This window comes from Dorea sp. YH-dor226, from assembly GCF_039832105.1.
Lineage (GTDB): Bacteria > Bacillota > Clostridia > Lachnospirales > Lachnospiraceae > Dorea_A.
Map to the genome: position 1 here is coordinate 75,767 of NZ_JBDOHS010000010.1, position 16,925 is coordinate 92,691.

At 47.5% G+C, this 16,925-nt stretch carries 14 protein-coding genes and 1 other RNA gene; 14 read left to right on the forward strand and 1 reads right to left on the reverse strand.

Annotated elements, in window-relative coordinates; translation table 11 throughout:
• Positions 1-81 precede the first annotated feature (81 nt).
• The 7 genes from ABE547_RS10045 to ABE547_RS10075 all read left to right on the forward strand — a co-directional run bounded on the left by ABE547_RS10045 (position 82) and on the right by ABE547_RS10075 (position 9,019).
• The gene (locus tag ABE547_RS10045; RefSeq protein ID WP_347378649.1) at positions 82-1,254 is read left to right on the forward strand and encodes a radical SAM protein; all 1,173 of its coding nucleotides are present in this window, start codon (positions 82-84) and stop codon (positions 1,252-1,254) included.
• A gap of 63 nt (positions 1,255-1,317) precedes the next feature.
• Complete coding sequence (locus tag ABE547_RS10050) at positions 1,318-3,114, forward strand: ABC transporter ATP-binding protein (RefSeq protein WP_235250670.1); 1,797 nt, start codon at positions 1,318-1,320, stop codon at positions 3,112-3,114.
• Positions 3,115-3,269: 155 nt separating this feature from the next.
• Entirely contained in the window at positions 3,270-4,025 is a 756-nt protein-coding gene (locus tag ABE547_RS10055; RefSeq protein WP_347378650.1) for a CpsB/CapC family capsule biosynthesis tyrosine phosphatase, read from the forward strand.
• Between the two features lie 56 nt (positions 4,026-4,081).
• Complete coding sequence (locus ABE547_RS10060) at positions 4,082-4,996, forward strand: immunoglobulin-like domain-containing protein (RefSeq protein WP_347378651.1); 915 nt, start codon at positions 4,082-4,084, stop codon at positions 4,994-4,996.
• On the forward strand, positions 4,983-6,446 hold the full coding sequence (locus tag ABE547_RS10065; RefSeq protein WP_235250674.1) for a polysaccharide biosynthesis tyrosine autokinase: 1,464 nt from the start codon (positions 4,983-4,985) through the stop codon (positions 6,444-6,446). Before ABE547_RS10060 ends, ABE547_RS10065 begins: the two co-directional genes overlap by 14 nt.
• A gap of 5 nt (positions 6,447-6,451) precedes the next feature.
• Complete coding sequence (locus ABE547_RS10070; protein WP_347378652.1) at positions 6,452-8,011, forward strand: polysaccharide biosynthesis tyrosine autokinase; 1,560 nt, start codon at positions 6,452-6,454, stop codon at positions 8,009-8,011.
• A gap of 69 nt (positions 8,012-8,080) precedes the next feature.
• Positions 8,081-9,019: an LCP family protein gene (locus ABE547_RS10075; protein ID WP_347378653.1), complete on the forward strand. Its 939-nt coding sequence runs from the start codon at positions 8,081-8,083 to the stop codon at positions 9,017-9,019.
• Positions 9,020-9,128: 109 nt separating this feature from the next.
• On the opposite strand, the gene ffs is transcribed toward ABE547_RS10075, so the two are convergent.
• An RNA gene (gene ffs / locus ABE547_RS10080) (signal recognition particle sRNA large type) lies at positions 9,129-9,391 on the reverse strand.
• Between the two features lie 144 nt (positions 9,392-9,535).
• Between ffs and ABE547_RS10085 the strand changes: the two genes are divergently transcribed.
• The 7 genes from ABE547_RS10085 to ABE547_RS10115 all read left to right on the forward strand — a co-directional run bounded on the left by ABE547_RS10085 (position 9,536) and on the right by ABE547_RS10115 (position 16,878).
• Positions 9,536-11,314 carry a DUF4080 domain-containing protein gene (locus ABE547_RS10085; protein ID WP_347378654.1) on the forward strand — a complete coding sequence of 593 codons (1,779 nt, stop codon included), beginning with the start codon at positions 9,536-9,538 and terminating at the stop codon, positions 11,312-11,314.
• A 2-nt stretch (positions 11,315-11,316) separates the two neighbouring features.
• A complete protein-coding gene (nth, locus tag ABE547_RS10090; protein WP_347378655.1) occupies positions 11,317-11,943 on the forward strand; it encodes an endonuclease III in 627 nt (208 codons plus the stop codon).
• Between the two features lie 170 nt (positions 11,944-12,113).
• Positions 12,114-13,721 (forward strand): VanW family protein, encoded by a 1,608-nt coding sequence (locus tag ABE547_RS10095; protein WP_347378656.1) that lies wholly within the window; start codon positions 12,114-12,116, stop codon positions 13,719-13,721.
• Positions 13,722-13,753: 32 nt separating this feature from the next.
• On the forward strand, positions 13,754-14,701 hold the full coding sequence (locus ABE547_RS10100; protein WP_347378657.1) for an AIR synthase-related protein: 948 nt from the start codon (positions 13,754-13,756) through the stop codon (positions 14,699-14,701).
• Entirely contained in the window at positions 14,640-15,146 is a 507-nt protein-coding gene (locus ABE547_RS10105) for an Lrp/AsnC family transcriptional regulator (protein WP_347378658.1), read from the forward strand. Before ABE547_RS10100 ends, ABE547_RS10105 begins: the two co-directional genes overlap by 62 nt.
• Positions 15,146-16,315, forward strand: a complete 1,170-nt coding sequence (locus ABE547_RS10110) for an aminotransferase class I/II-fold pyridoxal phosphate-dependent enzyme (RefSeq protein WP_347378659.1) — start codon at positions 15,146-15,148, stop codon at positions 16,313-16,315. The genes ABE547_RS10105 and ABE547_RS10110 overlap by 1 nt, the downstream gene beginning before the upstream one ends.
• Positions 16,316-16,386: 71 nt before the next feature.
• Positions 16,387-16,878, forward strand: coding sequence for a tRNA (cytidine(34)-2'-O)-methyltransferase (locus ABE547_RS10115; RefSeq protein WP_347378660.1), 492 nt, complete (start codon positions 16,387-16,389; stop codon positions 16,876-16,878).
• Positions 16,879-16,925 lie beyond the last annotated feature (47 nt).

Sequence of the window (16,925 nt, forward strand, 5' to 3'; positions counted from 1 at the left end):
GACGTGTTTGCTCACGGAACGGATGAGTTCTGCGTCACTTGTACACCCCACCCATCCATCCTCATACCGTACGATGAACGTATGAAAGGAGTACACATGGACATTCTGGAAGACAGCACCTCAGTTGAGCGTGCTTTATTTGCACATGCTGAAAAGAATAAGATCCCCCTCTACGGCATCCTGGAGCTTCTTCCGCTCTGCAACATGAACTGTGACATGTGTTATGTCAGGATGAGCCGGGAGGAGATGGAAGCAAAGGGGCGGCTTCGTACTCTGGATGAATGGCTTGATATCGCGCGTCAGATGGTGAAAGCAGGTACGCTGTTCGTGTTGCTGACAGGCGGAGAGCCACTCCTTTACCCGGAGTTTCGTACCCTGTATCAGGAACTTCGCCGACTGGGGATGATCGTGACGATCAATACAAATGGAACGCTCATAGATGAGGATTGGGCGGATTTTTTCAGGAAAAACCGGCCCCGAAGGATCAATATCACGCTGTATGGAGCGAGTGAAGAGACGTATCGTAATCTGTGCCATTTCCCGGAAGGATATGAAAGAACCATGCGCGGGATCCGACTTCTGAGGGAACGGGGCGTGGATGTGAAGATCAACGGAAGCCTTGCAAAGGGCAATATGAATGACCGGATGGAGATCACTGCACGGGGAGAAGAACTGGACGTTCCGGTGCGGATCGATACGTATATGTACCCGTCAGTGCGGGAAAGGAGCTGTCCGTATAACTTGCAGGCGCGGATGAGTCCGGAGGAGGCAGGACGGGCCAAAGTGGAGGTCTTAAGAAGAGAGATGGGCGAAGAGCTGTTTGCGAAGTACCGGGAGAAGACTCTGGAGCTTGCCGGACATACCCCGGAAGGGGATCCGGTTCCGGGGGAGATGACCTGCCGTGCCGGAAAGAGTTCGTATACCATTAACTGGCAGGGGGAGATGCGAGCCTGTGTCGTGCTGGATGAACCGAGTGTCCCGGTGGCAGAGACAGGATTCTCCAAAGCCTGGGAACAGGTAGTGCAGGGGATTTCGAGGATACGGACCAGTGCCGCGTGCAGTGCGTGTAAGCTTCGAAAGATATGCAATACCTGTGCGGCGAGTGCGAAAGCAGAGTGCGGGGCATATGATGCGGTGCCGGAATATCTGTGCCGGTATACCCGGGAAACGATACGGTGTCTGGAGTCGATGGACGATACGGAATCGGTATCGTATACCCGGAATCAGTACCAGGAAGAAAGCACTTTGAAATAAATACACAAAAATGTGGCGGACATGTTATAATATGCATATTATTATGAGCATGAAGGGTTGTATATGGAAGAGCAGAAGCAGGACAATGGAAATGGAAGGAATCTGGGGTTTGAATCTCTGGATATCCTGATCGGAAGATGGAAAGACGGAACATTTTCGGAGATTATTGATGACTGGAAATGGATCTTTAGCTACAGTGCCAGATATAAGGGTGCCATTGCATTTTACGTGGTGCTTGGAATTCTGAGCACGTCGCTTGGGCTGGTAAGCAGCGTGGCGAGCAAGTATCTGATTGATATCATTACGGGGTATAAGATGGAGAAACTTCCGTTTCTGATTGCCATCATGGTAGGAAGTACGGTATTCAGTCTGGTCTTTGACAGTGTGATCAGCCGGATCTCAACCAGGCTCTCCATTGACATCAACAATGACATCCAGGCGGATATCTTTGATAAGATCGTGGACGCGGACTGGCTGGAAATCAATCAATACAGTAATGGAGATATATTGAACCGTTTCAATGGGGATATCAGTACGGTCAGCGGCAATGCCATCAGCTGGCTTCCGTCGATTATTATTGCGGTCTATAATTTTATCGCGACTTTTTTTGTGATCATGCATTATGACTGGATCATGGCAGTGATCGCGCTGGGAAGTGCACCTTTTATGCTTCTGATGTCCCGTTTTATGATTAAGAAACAGCGGGATTACAGCAAAAAGGTCCGTGAGATGAGCAGTAATCTGATGACATTTGAGGTGGAGACATTTTACAACTTTGATACGATTAAGTCATTTGGAATTGCCCCACATTACAGTAAGAAGATGCGCTGGTGGCAGGGAAGGTTCAAAGACATCAGCCTGAAATATAATTTATTTACCATTAAGACGAATATTGTGCTGTCGATCATGGGAACGATGGTGCAGTTTCTGGCATTCGGATACTGTCTGTTCCGGCTATGGACGCATGATATCACGTATGGAACGATGACATTGTTTTTGCAGCAGAGAAGTAAGCTCTCGAGCGCATTTAACAATGTGGTATCGATCATACCGTCATTTTTGAACAGTTCGGTGTCGGCGCACCGGATCCGGGAGCTGGTGGAACTTCCGAAGGAAGTGCACATTCCGGAGAGTTCCGAGCTGGATGAGCTTGCGGGGGACGGATTCGAGATCCGGATGAAGGATGTGGAGTTCTCTTATACAGAAGGGACGAGGGTCATCCATCAGTCACAGTTCCGGGCGTGTCCGGGAGAGATCGTGGCGCTGGTGGGACCATCCGGTGAAGGAAAGACGACGATGATCCGTCTGATCCTCGGACTGATTCGTCCGGAGGCGGGAAGTGCGCTGATTGTTGCTTCTGATGGAAAGGAAGTTGTGCTGAATGCAGAGACGCGGCATCTGTTTGCCTATGTCCCGCAGGGCAATACCATATTATCCGGAACCATTGCAGAGAATATGCGGATGGTGAAGGAAGATGCAACGGATGAGGAGATCGTGGAGGCGTTGAAGATTGCCTGTGCGTGGGACTTTGTGGAGAAGATGCCGGATACGATCAACAGCAGGATCGGGGAACGCGGCCGGGGATTCTCGGAAGGACAGGCCCAGCGGATCGCCATTGCAAGGGCGGTGCTCCGGGATGCACCTGTTCTGCTTCTGGACGAGGCGACGTCTGCGCTGGATGTGACGACAGAACGGCAGGTGCTTCGCAATATTGTACAGCAGAAGCCGAATAAGACCTGTATTGTGACAACACACAGACCAAGTGTGCTGAACCTGTGTCAGAGGGTATATCGTGTTATGGAGACAAAAGTGACGGAACTGGATGAAGAGATGGCCAGCAGGATGGCAATGGATTTTTAACTGTCGGACAGGGAATGGAATCGTTGTATCTTTCTTTATGGATATGAACTGTAATGAGGGACACGGCGATTTTTGTGATAGCGGGTGCATTTTAAAATCTATTGTGATATAATATGCATGATTTTATAACATTTCAGAAGATAAAGGATGATACAATGATAGATATACATGCGCATATTCTTCCGGGATATGATGATGGTGCGGAAGATATGTATGATACAATGGAAATGCTCCGAATGTCTGAGGACAGTGGCGTGGAGGCGATCGTTGCGACTCCGCACTGTAATCTTCCGGGACTGTTCGATAATTATTTCGGGCAGGAATATATTGAACGGTACCAGAGTGTGGTTCGTGCAGCCAGAGAGGAGAATCTGAAGATTCAGGTCCTGCCGGGGATGGAGGCGTATGCGACAGAAGATCTTCCGGATCTGATCGTGGACGGTAAGATCATGCCGCTGAATCAGAGCCGCTATATTTTGATAGAGTTTTCGTTTGACGAGGATCCGGATTATGCGGATGATCTGCTGGAGCGTGTAGCGCATGTGGGTGCAAAGCCCGTGATTGCACATGCGGAACGGTATGAATTTATACAGGATGATCCGCAGAGGGCATGGAGATGGCGCAAGCAGGGGTATGTGATCCAGGTGAATAAGGGAAGTCTCCTCGGAAGATTCGGAGAAGGCGCACAGATTGCGTCACACAGGCTGCTGCATCACAATCTGGTATCTGTGGTGGCGAGCGATGCGCACAGCCCGTTTCAGAGGACGACCTATATGCGGGATGCTTATGCGGAGCTTGGTGTGGAATATTCTAAAAAACAACTGGATGTGCTGTTTCATGAGAATCCTGCCAGAATCTGTGCAAATAAGCCGATCCTGAAGCTGGAGCCGATTCCATTTTCCGGGCGATAGTATGCCGGACCGTGAAGCGGCCCTGAATGTTAGTATATATATGAAGGAGATTTGTCATGAGAAGACTAAAGTGGATAGTAAGTCTGGTATTTGTGCTTTCCTGTGTGGCATTTGCTGCATATAATGTAAAGTCGCGAATGCTGGAAGATCATACCCCGCCGGTGATTACCTGTGAGGAAGATACGGTGACGATCAGTGTTGCAGACGAAAAGGAAGTGCAGCAGGAAGCGCTGATGCAGGGAGTAACGGCGAAGGATAACCGGGACGGGGATCTGACCTCTTCGATTCGTGTTTCGTCCATGTCACATTTTATATCTAAAGGAAAAAGAACAGTGACGTACGTGGTGTTTGATAAAGCGAATCAGGCGGGGACACTGGAGCGAACCGTAGAATATACGGATTATGTGCCGCCGAGGATCTACCTGGCTGCGCCGCTTCGGTACTCAACGACAGAAGCAGATAAGGTTAATCTTATAGAGAATATGACTGCTTCGGACTGTCTCGACGGAGATCTGACGAGTCAGATCCGGACGAGTGTAGACAGCAGCTTTTATTATGTGCAGGCAGGGACTTATATGATTACTGCACAGGTAAGCAACAGTGCCGGGGATGTATGCTCAGTTCCTCTGGAAGTTGTGATCACAGAATCCGGGGATCGTCAGGAACAGGCCAAGTGGTATCCGATGCTGTCATCTTACATCGTGTATACCTCAGTGAATCAGGCGATTGACCCGATGGCATATGTGATCGGGATGGAGATAAACGGCATGGGGTATACATATGAGCAGGATGGTGAGAGACTTGCCGGAACGATGGAGGGAATCGCGGTAACACCCAATGTGGACTATGCGACTCCCGGCGTGTACAGTATCGATCTGTCTTATACGGCAGAGGGGGCACCGACGGCTGTGACCAGAATGTATGTTGTGGTAGAAGGTGAACAGGAAGGAGAACAGGATGGAGAACAGTAGGAATGAAATGTCTGAATTTATGGAATCCGAGATCGAACCATTTACATTGCTGCACGATATCCTGGTAAACTGGTGGGTGATTTTACTCGGAGCGCTCGCCGGAGCTATGCTGACCTATGTTGTGGTGAGCGTAAAATATGTGCCGGAATATACGACACAGGCAACATTTGTGGTTGCGTCCAGGGGCGATTCCAATGCATACAGTAATCTGTCATCTGCCAATACGATGGCGAAGACATTTCAGAAAATATTAAAAAGTAACATCATGGAGAAGACAATCTGTGAGAAGATGAAGGTCGACGAACTGAATGCAGAGATCAATGCGAAGGTTCTGGAAGGAACCAACATGCTGGTTCTGTCAGTGACGGCAGATACGCCGAAGGATTCCATTGATATTATCCGCACGGTCATGGACAATTACAGCAGTGTGTCTTTATATACCGTGGGAAATGCGGTGATGGATGTGCTGGAGGATCCGGTGATCCCCTATGCGCCTGATCATCCGCTGGATGCCACGGGCGATGCAAAGAAAGGATTTCTGGGAGGTGCGCTGATCGTAATCCTTCTTCTTGGAATGCTTTCCTACATGAGCAATACGGTGAAGCAGGAAAAAGAGATTGAGCGTAAGCTGGATGCCAGAAGCCTTGGCGCGATCAGCTATGAGTGGAAATATAAGACGATAAAAGAGGCTGTTCAGCATAAAAAAGAGGCTATTCTGGTAGATAACCCGGTGGCCAGTTTCCGTTTTGTGGAAAGTTATCGAAAGCTTGCCGCAAAGGTAGAATATCAGATGGCCAAAGAAGACCGGAAGGTCCTGGTCGTAACCAGTGTGTCTGAGAATGAAGGAAAGTCTACGGTGGCGGCAAACCTTGCGATTACGTTTGCAGCCCAGTCCAAGAAGGTTCTGCTGATTGACGGAGATATCCGCCGTCCGTCTCAGTTCCTGATTCTGGGAATGGATCTGGAAGAGAAAAATGAGATGGGTGAATATCTCAAAGGCAATGGACAGCTGGGCAATGTCATGCTTCAGTGTAACCGGAAGCATATGCTTTTTATGGGAGGCAAGAACTGCTATTCCACGTCTACGGAGATGTTGAATACGGAGCGTCTTGGTAAGCTTTTGACAGCGTGCCGCAAGTTTGTGGATTATGTGATCATCGATACACCTCCGGCGGGAATGATCGGGGATGCCCAGATATTTGCCAGGAATGCAGATGCGGTAATGATCGTTGCCAGACAGAATTATATGTATGCGGAGGATATCAATGAAGTGATGGATGACTTCCGGGATAATCATACGAAGGTACTCGGAGTGGTATTGAATGGTGTGCAGACGTTCGAGAGCCTGGCGGAAAGCCCGGTTACAGGAACCCGCTATGGAAAGTACAGCAGGTATGGACGTTACAGTAACTATAACAGAGTGAGTAAAAATGAGAACGAAGGAAAGTAGGGCATATGGACGAGTATAGAAGCAGATCGGAAAACGAACAAAATAAGATGCCTGAGAAGATAGATCTTACGAATATTATGATTGATGTCTTTCACGGGATTAAAAAGTTGTGGTGGCTGATTCTTGTACTGGCAGTGGTGTGTGCGGTGCAGTCGTACTTTTCCGTCAGTTCGAATTATCAGTCTAATTATGTGGCAGCGGCAACGGTATCCGTGACTACCGGAAATGGAACGGAGTATGTCAATGTGGAATCTGCACAGCAGATGGCGGAAGTATTTCCGTATATTCTTACCAGTGGCGTGCTCAAAGACGTGGTTGCGGAAGATATGGGAATGGAATCCATGCCGGGAACGATTCATGTTGAAGCGGAGGAAGGAATGAATCTTCTGACGATCTCCGTGTCCTGCAATGATCCGCAGATGGCATATGAGACACTGATGTCTGTGATTGAAAATTACCCGCAGATTGCAGAGTTCGTACTGGGAGAGACGACACTTACGATTCTGGATGAAACGGGTATTCCGACAGATACAGAACGCGTGGAGGTGATTCGCGGGTCCTATAAGCGGGGCGCGCTCAAAGGTGCGATCATCGGATGTGTTATACTGCTGATCTATGTATTCTCGCGAAGGACGGTAAAGTCAAAGAAAGAGCTGAAGAAGAATCTGAATCTGACGGATCTGGGAAGTGTTCCGTATGTTCGGATGAAAAAAAGAAAGACAGAGACATTTCATAATTCCGTCAGCCTGATGAATGAACGAATCTCACAGGGCTATCTTGAGGCGATCCGCAAGCTTCGCATCCGGGTTGTGAAGGCGCTGGAAGAGGAAGGAAGTCATACACTTCTGGTTACCAGTTCGATTCCGGGCGAAGGAAAGACGACGCTTGCGGCGAATCTTGCGATCTCGATGGCGCAGCAGGGGAAACGGGTGGTTCTTGTGGACTGTGATACGAGAAATCCTTCGGTCGCAGGAGTGATGAATGAGCAGGAAGTGCATCCGGGGCTGGGACAGGTCATCCGGAAGCAGGTGACGATCAAAGAAGCACTGACGACTGTTCAGCTTCCGGAGGGAAGTGTACACGGAAAAGGAAGTCTTCTGGTGATGTATGGCGGGGAGCCGAACGGAAAGGATGCAAGTCTTCTTGGAACCCGGGAAATGAAAGCTGTGATTGATACACTGAAAAAGCAGTGTGACATTGTAGTGCTGGATACCGCGCCGTCAGAGCTTCTGGCGGATGCTCCGCTGCTTGCAAGGTATGTGGATGCCGCACTTTATGTGGTGCGTTATGATTATACGAAGATGCGCCAGATTCTGGAGGGAGTACAGGCGCTTTCTATGAGTGGAATCCATGTTCTTGGATATGTGTTCAACAATGATGCGTCTTCGAAGGGCCGGGGGTATGGATACGGCTATGGAGGCTACAATGGAAGGTACGGTGGCTATGGCGGCAGATACGGCGCATACAGCCGTTACGGATCTTACAGCCGATATGGAACATATGCACGCGGCACATCGGAGGAGAAGGGATCTACGGATCGATATGGACGAGTCATAAAAGAATAGAAGAAATAGAAGAGATAAAAGATAGTAGAAGGAATAGAAGAGATAGAGGAGACAGGAGGCATCTGGAAAATGAAATTTTTTCGAAAGCATAAAAAACGGAAGATTGTCGGAATCATCATACTGGCAGTCGTGCTGCTGATCGTTGGGATCTATGGTTCTATTGTGTGGATGTTTTATAAAGACACGGTAGGGGTCGTATCCAAGGACGAGGTGGATCCGAAAGCGGAAAAAGTAAAGATTGCTGAGGAAGATCAAAAAGATAAGGATGTATTCAACGTCCTGCTGGTTGGTACAGATTCCAGAGATCCGAATTCTGATAAGGGACGTTCAGACAGTATGATGCTGGTGTCATTTAACAAAAAGCAGAATAAGTCAACGGTTATTTCTTTCATGCGTGATACGCTTGTTGATATCGACGGTTATGGCAGGAGCAGACTGGGACATACCTATGCATATGGCGGAGTCGGACTTACGATCAATACGTTGAACCAGACCTATGGTCTTGACATTCAGAACTATGTGACGATCAGTTTTGATAATCTGGTCAACGTGATCGATGAGATCGGAGGCGTAGAAGTATATATTTCCGAGGAAGAGGCGGAATATTATCGCAAGAATGGCATGCCGGATATCGTTGCCGGAGATGTGACGCTTACAGGATCACAGGCACTTGCACATGCAAGAAACAGAACACTGGGAAGTGACTTTGAGAGAACAAGACGACAGCGAAGTGTCATGTACGGAATCTATCGGAAGATCATGTCGGAGAAAGATATATCCGCACTGCTTCCGCTGATTAACTACTGTGTGACACAGGTTGAAACGAATATGAGCGTTACAGAGATCTACAATATGGCGAAAGAAGTACTGTCAACAGAAGATCTGAAGATGCAGCAGGCGTGTGCGCCACAGGACGGCACCTATACGCCGATCGTATACGAAGGAATGGATGTACTGGAAATAGACGTGGACGCAAATAAAAAGATGATAGAAGATCTGCTGTATTAGTTATAGTCAGCGATGATTGACGGAATTAAAAAGAGCTGTTGTGTGGGCAGGTGATACTGCCGGAACAACAGCTCTAATATTATGCACATTCACATATTATTATCTTTTTTCGTGCATTGCGCTTCGAACGAAGATTCACAGACGTTACCTTGACAGTTAACTCAGCCCAGGCACCCTTACGGCACCCGGAAGCTTCCGTTTAGTGCTGCTTCGTTCCCGACCTGACACGGTTCACGGATTTCCGTCGCGTAAGACCCAAGCCTCAGCGCCACTTATCAAGGGCAGCTCTGCAAACAAATGCCCTCCGCGCAATATCACCCCTGCTATAGCGGATTGCAGGTACAAGGTACCGCTAACACCCCGGCTGCACGAGTCTATATTGTAACGTGTTTTGGGAAAAATGTCAATGGGGGACAGGGGATTTTCAATTTGGGACGGAGGATTTTTAAAAATCCTCCGTCCCAAATTGAAAATCCCCTGTCCCCCATTTATAATAAAGTAAAGGAGTGAAGGTGGATGATTTTATTAGTTGCGATTAATGCGAAGTATATTCATTCGAATCTGGCGGTATACAGTCTGAAGGCGTATGCGGCGGACCCGGATGTTGAGATTGTGGAGTATACGATTAACCAGCAGGTGGATGATGTTCTGATGGATATCTACCGGAGAAGGCCGGATGTGCTGTGTTTTTCGTGTTATATATGGAATCTGGATTTCGTGGAGGAGCTGATCCGGGAGCTTGGAAAGCTCCGGCCGGGGATGCCGATCTGGCTTGGCGGCCCGGAAGTTTCGTATGATGCCAGGGAGGTACTTCGTCGTCTGCCTCAGGTGAAGGGCGTGATGAAGGGCGAGGGGGAAGTAACGTTTGCAAAGTTGTGCCGGATCTATCATTGTGTGGATGATTCTTCGGAAATGGTGGATATATCAGGAAAGAAAGGGGAAAACTTTCGGCAAAGTGAGGAAAGGATCCGGCTACAGGTGGATAACAGGCTTCTGCATGTGGATGGGATTACGTTTCGCCTTTTGAATGGGGATGTTGTGGAGAATTCCTGGCGAGAGGTGATGGACCTGAGTGAGGTTCCGTTTGTCTATGCGGATATGAAGGAATTTGAACATAAGATTGTATACTATGAGAGCAGTCGCGGTTGTCCGTTTTCCTGTAGTTACTGTCTGTCATCTGTGGATAAGAAGTTGAGGTTCCGTGATCTGTCTCTGGTAAAACGGGAACTTCAGTTTTTTATTGATCATAAGGTGCCGCAGGTGAAGTTTGTGGACCGTACATTCAACTGCAGGCATGATCATTCGATGGCGATCTGGCAGTATATTCTGGAACATGATAATGGGATTACGAATTTTCATTTTGAAGTGGCAGCAGACATCCTGAATGAGGAGGAGCTGGCGCTCATGGAGCGTATGCGTCCGGGGCTGATCCAGCTGGAGATCGGGGTGCAGTCCACGAATCCGGATACCATCCGCGCGATACGGAGAACGATGGATTTTGAAAAGGTGGCAGGTATTGTGCGGCGAATTCAGAATATGGGCAATATTCACCAGCATCTGGACCTGATTGCGGGTCTCCCGTATGAAGATATAGAAAGCTTTGCAAAGTCATTCGATGATGTCTATGCGCTTCGTCCGGAGCAGCTTCAGCTGGGATTTCTGAAAGTGCTGAAGGGATCTTTTATGGAGGAGCATCAGGAAGAATACGGACTGGTCCATAAGGACCGGCCGCCATATGAAGTGCTGTATACGAGATGGTTATCTTATGAGGACGTCATGCGTCTGAAGGGCATTGAAGAGATGGTGGAGGTATATTATAACAGCCGACAGTTCACGAATACGATGGAGGAACTGGTACGGGAGTATGCTTCTGCATTTCAGATGTACGATGATTTGAGTCACTTTTATGAAGAGAGCGGATATGGAAGCGTTCAGCACAAGCGAAGTACAAGATATGCGATCCTGCTGGAATATATCGCACTTCATTTTCCACAGAAGGTGGAGTATTACCGGGAAAAACTGACGTATGACTATTATCTTCGGGAAAATGCGAAGAGTCGTCCGGAATTTGCGGGAGAATATAAGGTGGAGAAGGCTGAACTTAGAAGTTTTTATGAAAATGAAGAAAACAGCCGGCGTTATCTGCCTGCATATGAAGCCTACGACAGAAATCAGATGCGCAAGATGACCCATCTGGAATACTTTGCATCGACAAAGGAATATATATTATTTGATTATATGGAACGTAATCCGTTGAATCAGGAAGCGCGTGTCTGTATAGTGGAAAGTGTGTGATTATGAAAAAAAGAACGAAAGAAATACTGGAGATACTCGATGCGCAGTATGGAACGGAGTACGTCTGTTACCTGAATTATGAGACTCCCTGGCAGCTTCTGGCTGCCACAATGCTTTCTGCCCAGTGTACAGATGCCCGGGTCAATATCGTGACAAAAGATCTGTTTCAGAAATATCCGTCTGTGGTTGCAATCGCTGACGCGGACCTTAAGGAGCTGGAGCGGGATATCAAGCCGACCGGATTCTATCACAATAAGGCGAAGAATCTGATTGCCTGCATGAAGAAGATCCGTGACGAATTTGGCGGAGAGGTTCCGCGTTCGCTGGAGGATCTGACATCGCTTGCAGGGGTGGGAAGGAAGACTGCCAATGTGATCCGGGGAAATATCTATCATGATCCGAGTGTGGTAGTGGATACGCATGTGAAGAGGATTTCCAAAAGACTGGGGCTTACAAAGAATGAGGAGCCGGAAAAGATTGAACAGGATCTGATGAAAGAATTGCCAAAAGACCACTGGATATTGTATAATATTCAAATTATTACATTTGGGAGAACAATCTGTATGGCAAGGAATCCAAAATGTGCGGATTGTTTCTTGAAAAAATACTGTAAACAGTATAGAATGTAAAAAATATAGAGGAATTTTATGAAAGAAGGAAGTAATTCATGAATTTTAATAATAAAAGGACCAGGAGAATCATCGCAATCGTTATTATGGTTGTAATTGTCGCTATGATTGCGACCATGATTATTCCATACCTGGTTTAATGAGAATACTAAGGGGGAACCAGAAGGGGAATGGCTGAGAATCGTCACAGGATAAAAAGAGGAAACAGCAGAAGGAAAGCTGCCCTGCGAAGGAAAAGAAGGATACTGATCCTGGGAATGGCGCTTGTATTTGCGTGTATCGTTGTGGGAATCACCTACGCGGTACTGTATCATTATGTGTCGGGATTCCCGGAGGATAAGATATGTGACAATATCTATATCGGGGAATGTGATGTTTCCGGCATGAGCCGTCAGGAAGCGAAAGCAGTTCTTGTGGAAAAGCAGGAGAAGGACAAAACGTTGACAGTCAGCCTGAAAGTGGACGAAAAGCATACGGTAGCGACGCTTGAGGAGATGGGGATTCAATATGCAGATATTGATAAACTTACCAAAAAGGCGGTCGAGTATGGCAAGACGGGGAGCGTCTGGATCCGAAGCCGGCAGATTGGCAGGCTGAAGAAAGAGAAGAAAGTATTTGCCTGTGAGATCTCGCTGGATGATGAGAAAGCAAAGCAGGTGATCACGCAGAGAGCAGTTCCGCTGGCGGAGCATGCCAAAGATGCGCAGATCGTCAGAAAAGGAAATGCATTTAAGATTACGGAAGAGCAGGATGGGCAGACGGTCGATATGAAGGCCGCGATTCAAAAGATAGAAAAGAAATTAAACGGAGAATGGGATCACAGCGAGTTTTCCGTGAAATTGCCTTTGAAGACGGAAAAACCGTCGATCGTGAAGACAGATCTGGAAAGCATTCAGGATGTACTGGGTACATTTTCCACAGATGCCGGAGGAGGAGAACGGTGGCAGAATCTGAAGACCGGCGTGGAACATCTCAACGGTAAGATCCTGATGCCGGGAGAGAAGATTTCCGTGCATGACGTGACGGCGCCATATGACGCAGAACATGGGTATGTGGAAGCCGGATCGTATGAAAACGGGCAGGTGGTGAATTCTTATGGCGGAGGAATCTGCCAGGTATCCACTACTTTGTATAATGCAGTACTGTATGCAGAACTTGAAGTGATTGAAAGATATCCGCATTCTATGCTGGTTGCTTATGTCGACCCGTCCAGAGACGCGGCGATCGCGGGTGATTATCTGGACTTTGTATTCCAGAATAGTTATGAGACACCGATCTATCTGGAAGGTGAGATTGATGATAACAATCAGCTCAGATTTACCATATATGGAAAAGAAACAAGGGATCCGGACCGTACGATCGAATTTGAAAGTGAGACACTGAAAACGGAAGATTACGGAGTCGTATATCAGGAAAACTCGCAGGCGGCGCTTGGAAGCATGAAGTATTCCGGAAGTCCGCACACCGGAAAAGTGGCACAGCTGTGGAAAATAGAGTATAAAAACGGTAAGGAAGTCAAACGGGAGATCGTGAATAACAGTACCTACGAAAAATCGGATCAGATCATAGAGATCGGAACGGCATCGAATAATCCTGCCGCGACGGTGCTGGTGAGAAATGCGATTGCAACACAGGATCTGGATAAGATTAATGCGGCAATCAATGAGGCGGCCAATCTGGCATCCGGTGCATCGTCGGATTCGTCATCGGGTTCATCGTCCCAGGCATCGACTGGAGAAGAGTCGGGTGGGGAAGACCAGACTTCGAATTCGCAGTAAAAGTATAGTGATGGAAAGGAAATCGGCAGCAGATGAAAGTAGAGACACAGACAGAGCAGATGATAAGTGAGACGGCTTATGTATGTGGTCAGTCAAAATATATCGGCGTTCATGCACTCGCACAGGCAGTGAATTCACTGGCTGCTGCAGGTGCGCCCTGCTGTGGTGTCAGTGCCCGCATTCTGCTTCCGCCGTATGTATATAAGTCCAGGATCAACGGAATGCGTAAGATGCTTAAGGAAGCCTGCAGAGAGCAGCAGATAGAACTGATGGAACTTACAGGTGAACAGAATCCGGTTGTGAATTATCCAATGGCGATCGTTACGGGAATTGCACACGCGCCGAAGGAAGAGCCCTGGTGCCTGGAAACCGCACGAGCCGGTAAGGACATTGTCCTTGTGGGCTGGGTCGGTATGGACGGCATGCTCAGAATTGCAGAAGAAAGAGAAAAAGAGTTAAAGATGCGTTTTGCCCCGGCATTTATCAATCAGATACTTTCTTACAGGCAGAAGATATTTGCGCTGCGGGAAATTGATGTTGCAAAAGCCAGGGGCGTATCTGTCGTACGTCAGATCAGGGAAGGCGGTATTCTGGCGGCACTGTGGGAACTTTCAAAAGAACTGGATACGGGACTGGAGCTGGATATGAAACAATTTTCTATCCTGCAGGAGACGATAGAAGTCTGCGAACATTTTCGCCTGAATCCGTATCAGCTGATATCCACAGGAAGTTTTCTTATGGTAACTGACGATGGGGAAGTACTGGCAGATGCGCTGAGAGAACAGAAGATTCCGGCGTCTGTAATCGGACGCACCAGGGACAATAATGATAAAATTATACATAACGGAGAAGAAGTGCGGTATATAGACCGTCCGGCGCCAGATGAGATTCTTCGGTTATTTGATGGAGGTAAGACAGATGGAGACAGGAAAGACAGCAGAGATCAGAAAACAGATCCTTCTGTATCTGGAGAAGAATAGCAGAGTAGAGATTGGAGAACTGGCAGTTCTTCTGGGAACGGATGAAGTAACGATTGCCAATGAGATGGCAGCCATGGAAAAGGAACAGATCATCTGTGGCTATCATACATTGATCAACTGGGATAAAGCAGGCAGTGAGTATGTAAATGCGCTGATCGAGGTAAAGGTAACGCCGCAGAGAGATAAAGGATTTGATGAGACGGCAGAGAGAATCAGCAATTATCCGGAGGTGGAAGCGGTATATCTGATCTCCGGAGGATATGATCTGATGGTTCTGATCGAGGGAAGGACGATTCAGGAAATATCCAGATTTGTTTCAAGTAAGCTGGCGCCGATCGAGGATGTAGTCAGCACCGTGACGTATTTTATTATGAAGAAATACAAAGATCACGGAACGCTTATGATTGAAAAGAAAAAATCAGAAAGGATGCTGGTGACACCGTAATGAGAAATCCACTATCAAGAAAAATAACCGGCATTGAACCATCTGGAATTCGTAAATTCTTTGACATCGTAAGTGAGATGCCGGATGCAATCTCTCTTGGCGTAGGAGAGCCTGATTTTGATACGCCGTGGAGAATCCGGGAGGAGGGAATCTATTCTCTGGAAAGGGGACGTACCTTTTATACGTCCAATGCAGGACTCAAAGAACTGAAGATAGAGATTGGAAAATATTTAAATCGAAAGATTCAGGTGAATTATGATCCGGATCATGAGATCCTGGTAACGGTAGGCGGAAGTGAAGGGATCGATGTTGCACTTCGTGCAATGCTGGATCCGGGAGATGAGGTGCTGATTCCACAGCCAAGCTATGTATCCTATCTGCCATGTACCATTCTGGCGGATGGTGTTCCGGTTGTCATTCCACTTCAGCAAAAGAATGAATTTAAACTGACGGCAGAAGAACTGGAGTCTTACATTACGCCGAAGACAAAGATTCTGGTACTGCCTTATCCCAATAATCCGACGGGAGCTATTATGACCAGAGAAGATCTGGAACCAATCGCAGAAGTCATCCGAAAACATGATCTGTATGTGCTTTCAGATGAGATCTATTCGGAATTGACTTATAAGTACGATCATGTGTCGATCGCTTCCCTTCCGGGAATGAAAGAACGGACACTGGTGATCAATGGATTCTCCAAAGGATTTGCCATGACCGGATGGAGATTGGGATACATATGCGGACCTGCAGTGATCACAGAACAGATGGTGAAGATTCACCAGTTCGCGATCATGTGTGCACCGACGAACAGCCAGTATGCGGCAGTGGAAGGACTGAGACACTGTGAAGATGAAGTACAGCAGATGCGGACGGCTTATAATCAGAGAAGGCGTTTTCTGATGCATGAATTTGCCAGAATGCGTCTGGATTGTTTTGAGCCGTTTGGAGCATTCTATATCTTTCCAAATATCCAGGAATTCGGCATGACTTCAGAAGAATTTGCGATGCGGTTCCTGGAGGAAGAAAAAGTAGCTGTTGTTCCGGGAAGTGCGTTTGGAGAGTGTGGCGAAGGATATATAAGAGTTTCTTATGCATATTCGCTGGAGGATCTGAAAGAGGCGATCGGGCGTCTGGGAAGCTTTATCGGGCGTTTGAGAAATGAACGTTAGAGAAGAGAATCTGTTGAGAGTAACAGATTGCGTTGACAGGTTGCATAAATCAGATGAAAAGGAGAAGCGTTATGCTGAATATTGTATTGCATGAGCCGGAAATACCGGCAAATACGGGAAATATCGGAAGAACCTGTGTAGCAACGAATACCAGGCTGCATCTGATCGAGCCGCTGGGATTCCGTTTGAATGAAAAGAGTCTGAAACGTGCGGGGATGGATTACTGGGAGCAGCTGGATGTGAGAACATATATTGATTATAATGATTTTCTTGAAAAAAATCCGGGCGCCAGAATCTATATGGCTACAACGAAGGCTGAAAAAGTGTATACAGACGTATCTTATGAACCGGATTGTTATATCATGTTCGGAAAAGAAAGTGCAGGAATACCGGAAGAGATTCTGATACACCATAAGGAGGACTGTGTACGCATTCCGATGGTAGGAGACATCCGGTCTCTGAATCTGGGGAATTCGGTGGCGATCGTCCTGTATGAGGCGCTGAGGCAGAATGGATTTGCCGGCATGAATCTGGAAGGCCGTCTGCACAGGCTGCAGTGGTAGCAGAAGAGCTGATATGCCATAGAGAAGTCGTTTGGCGGCAAGGTGTT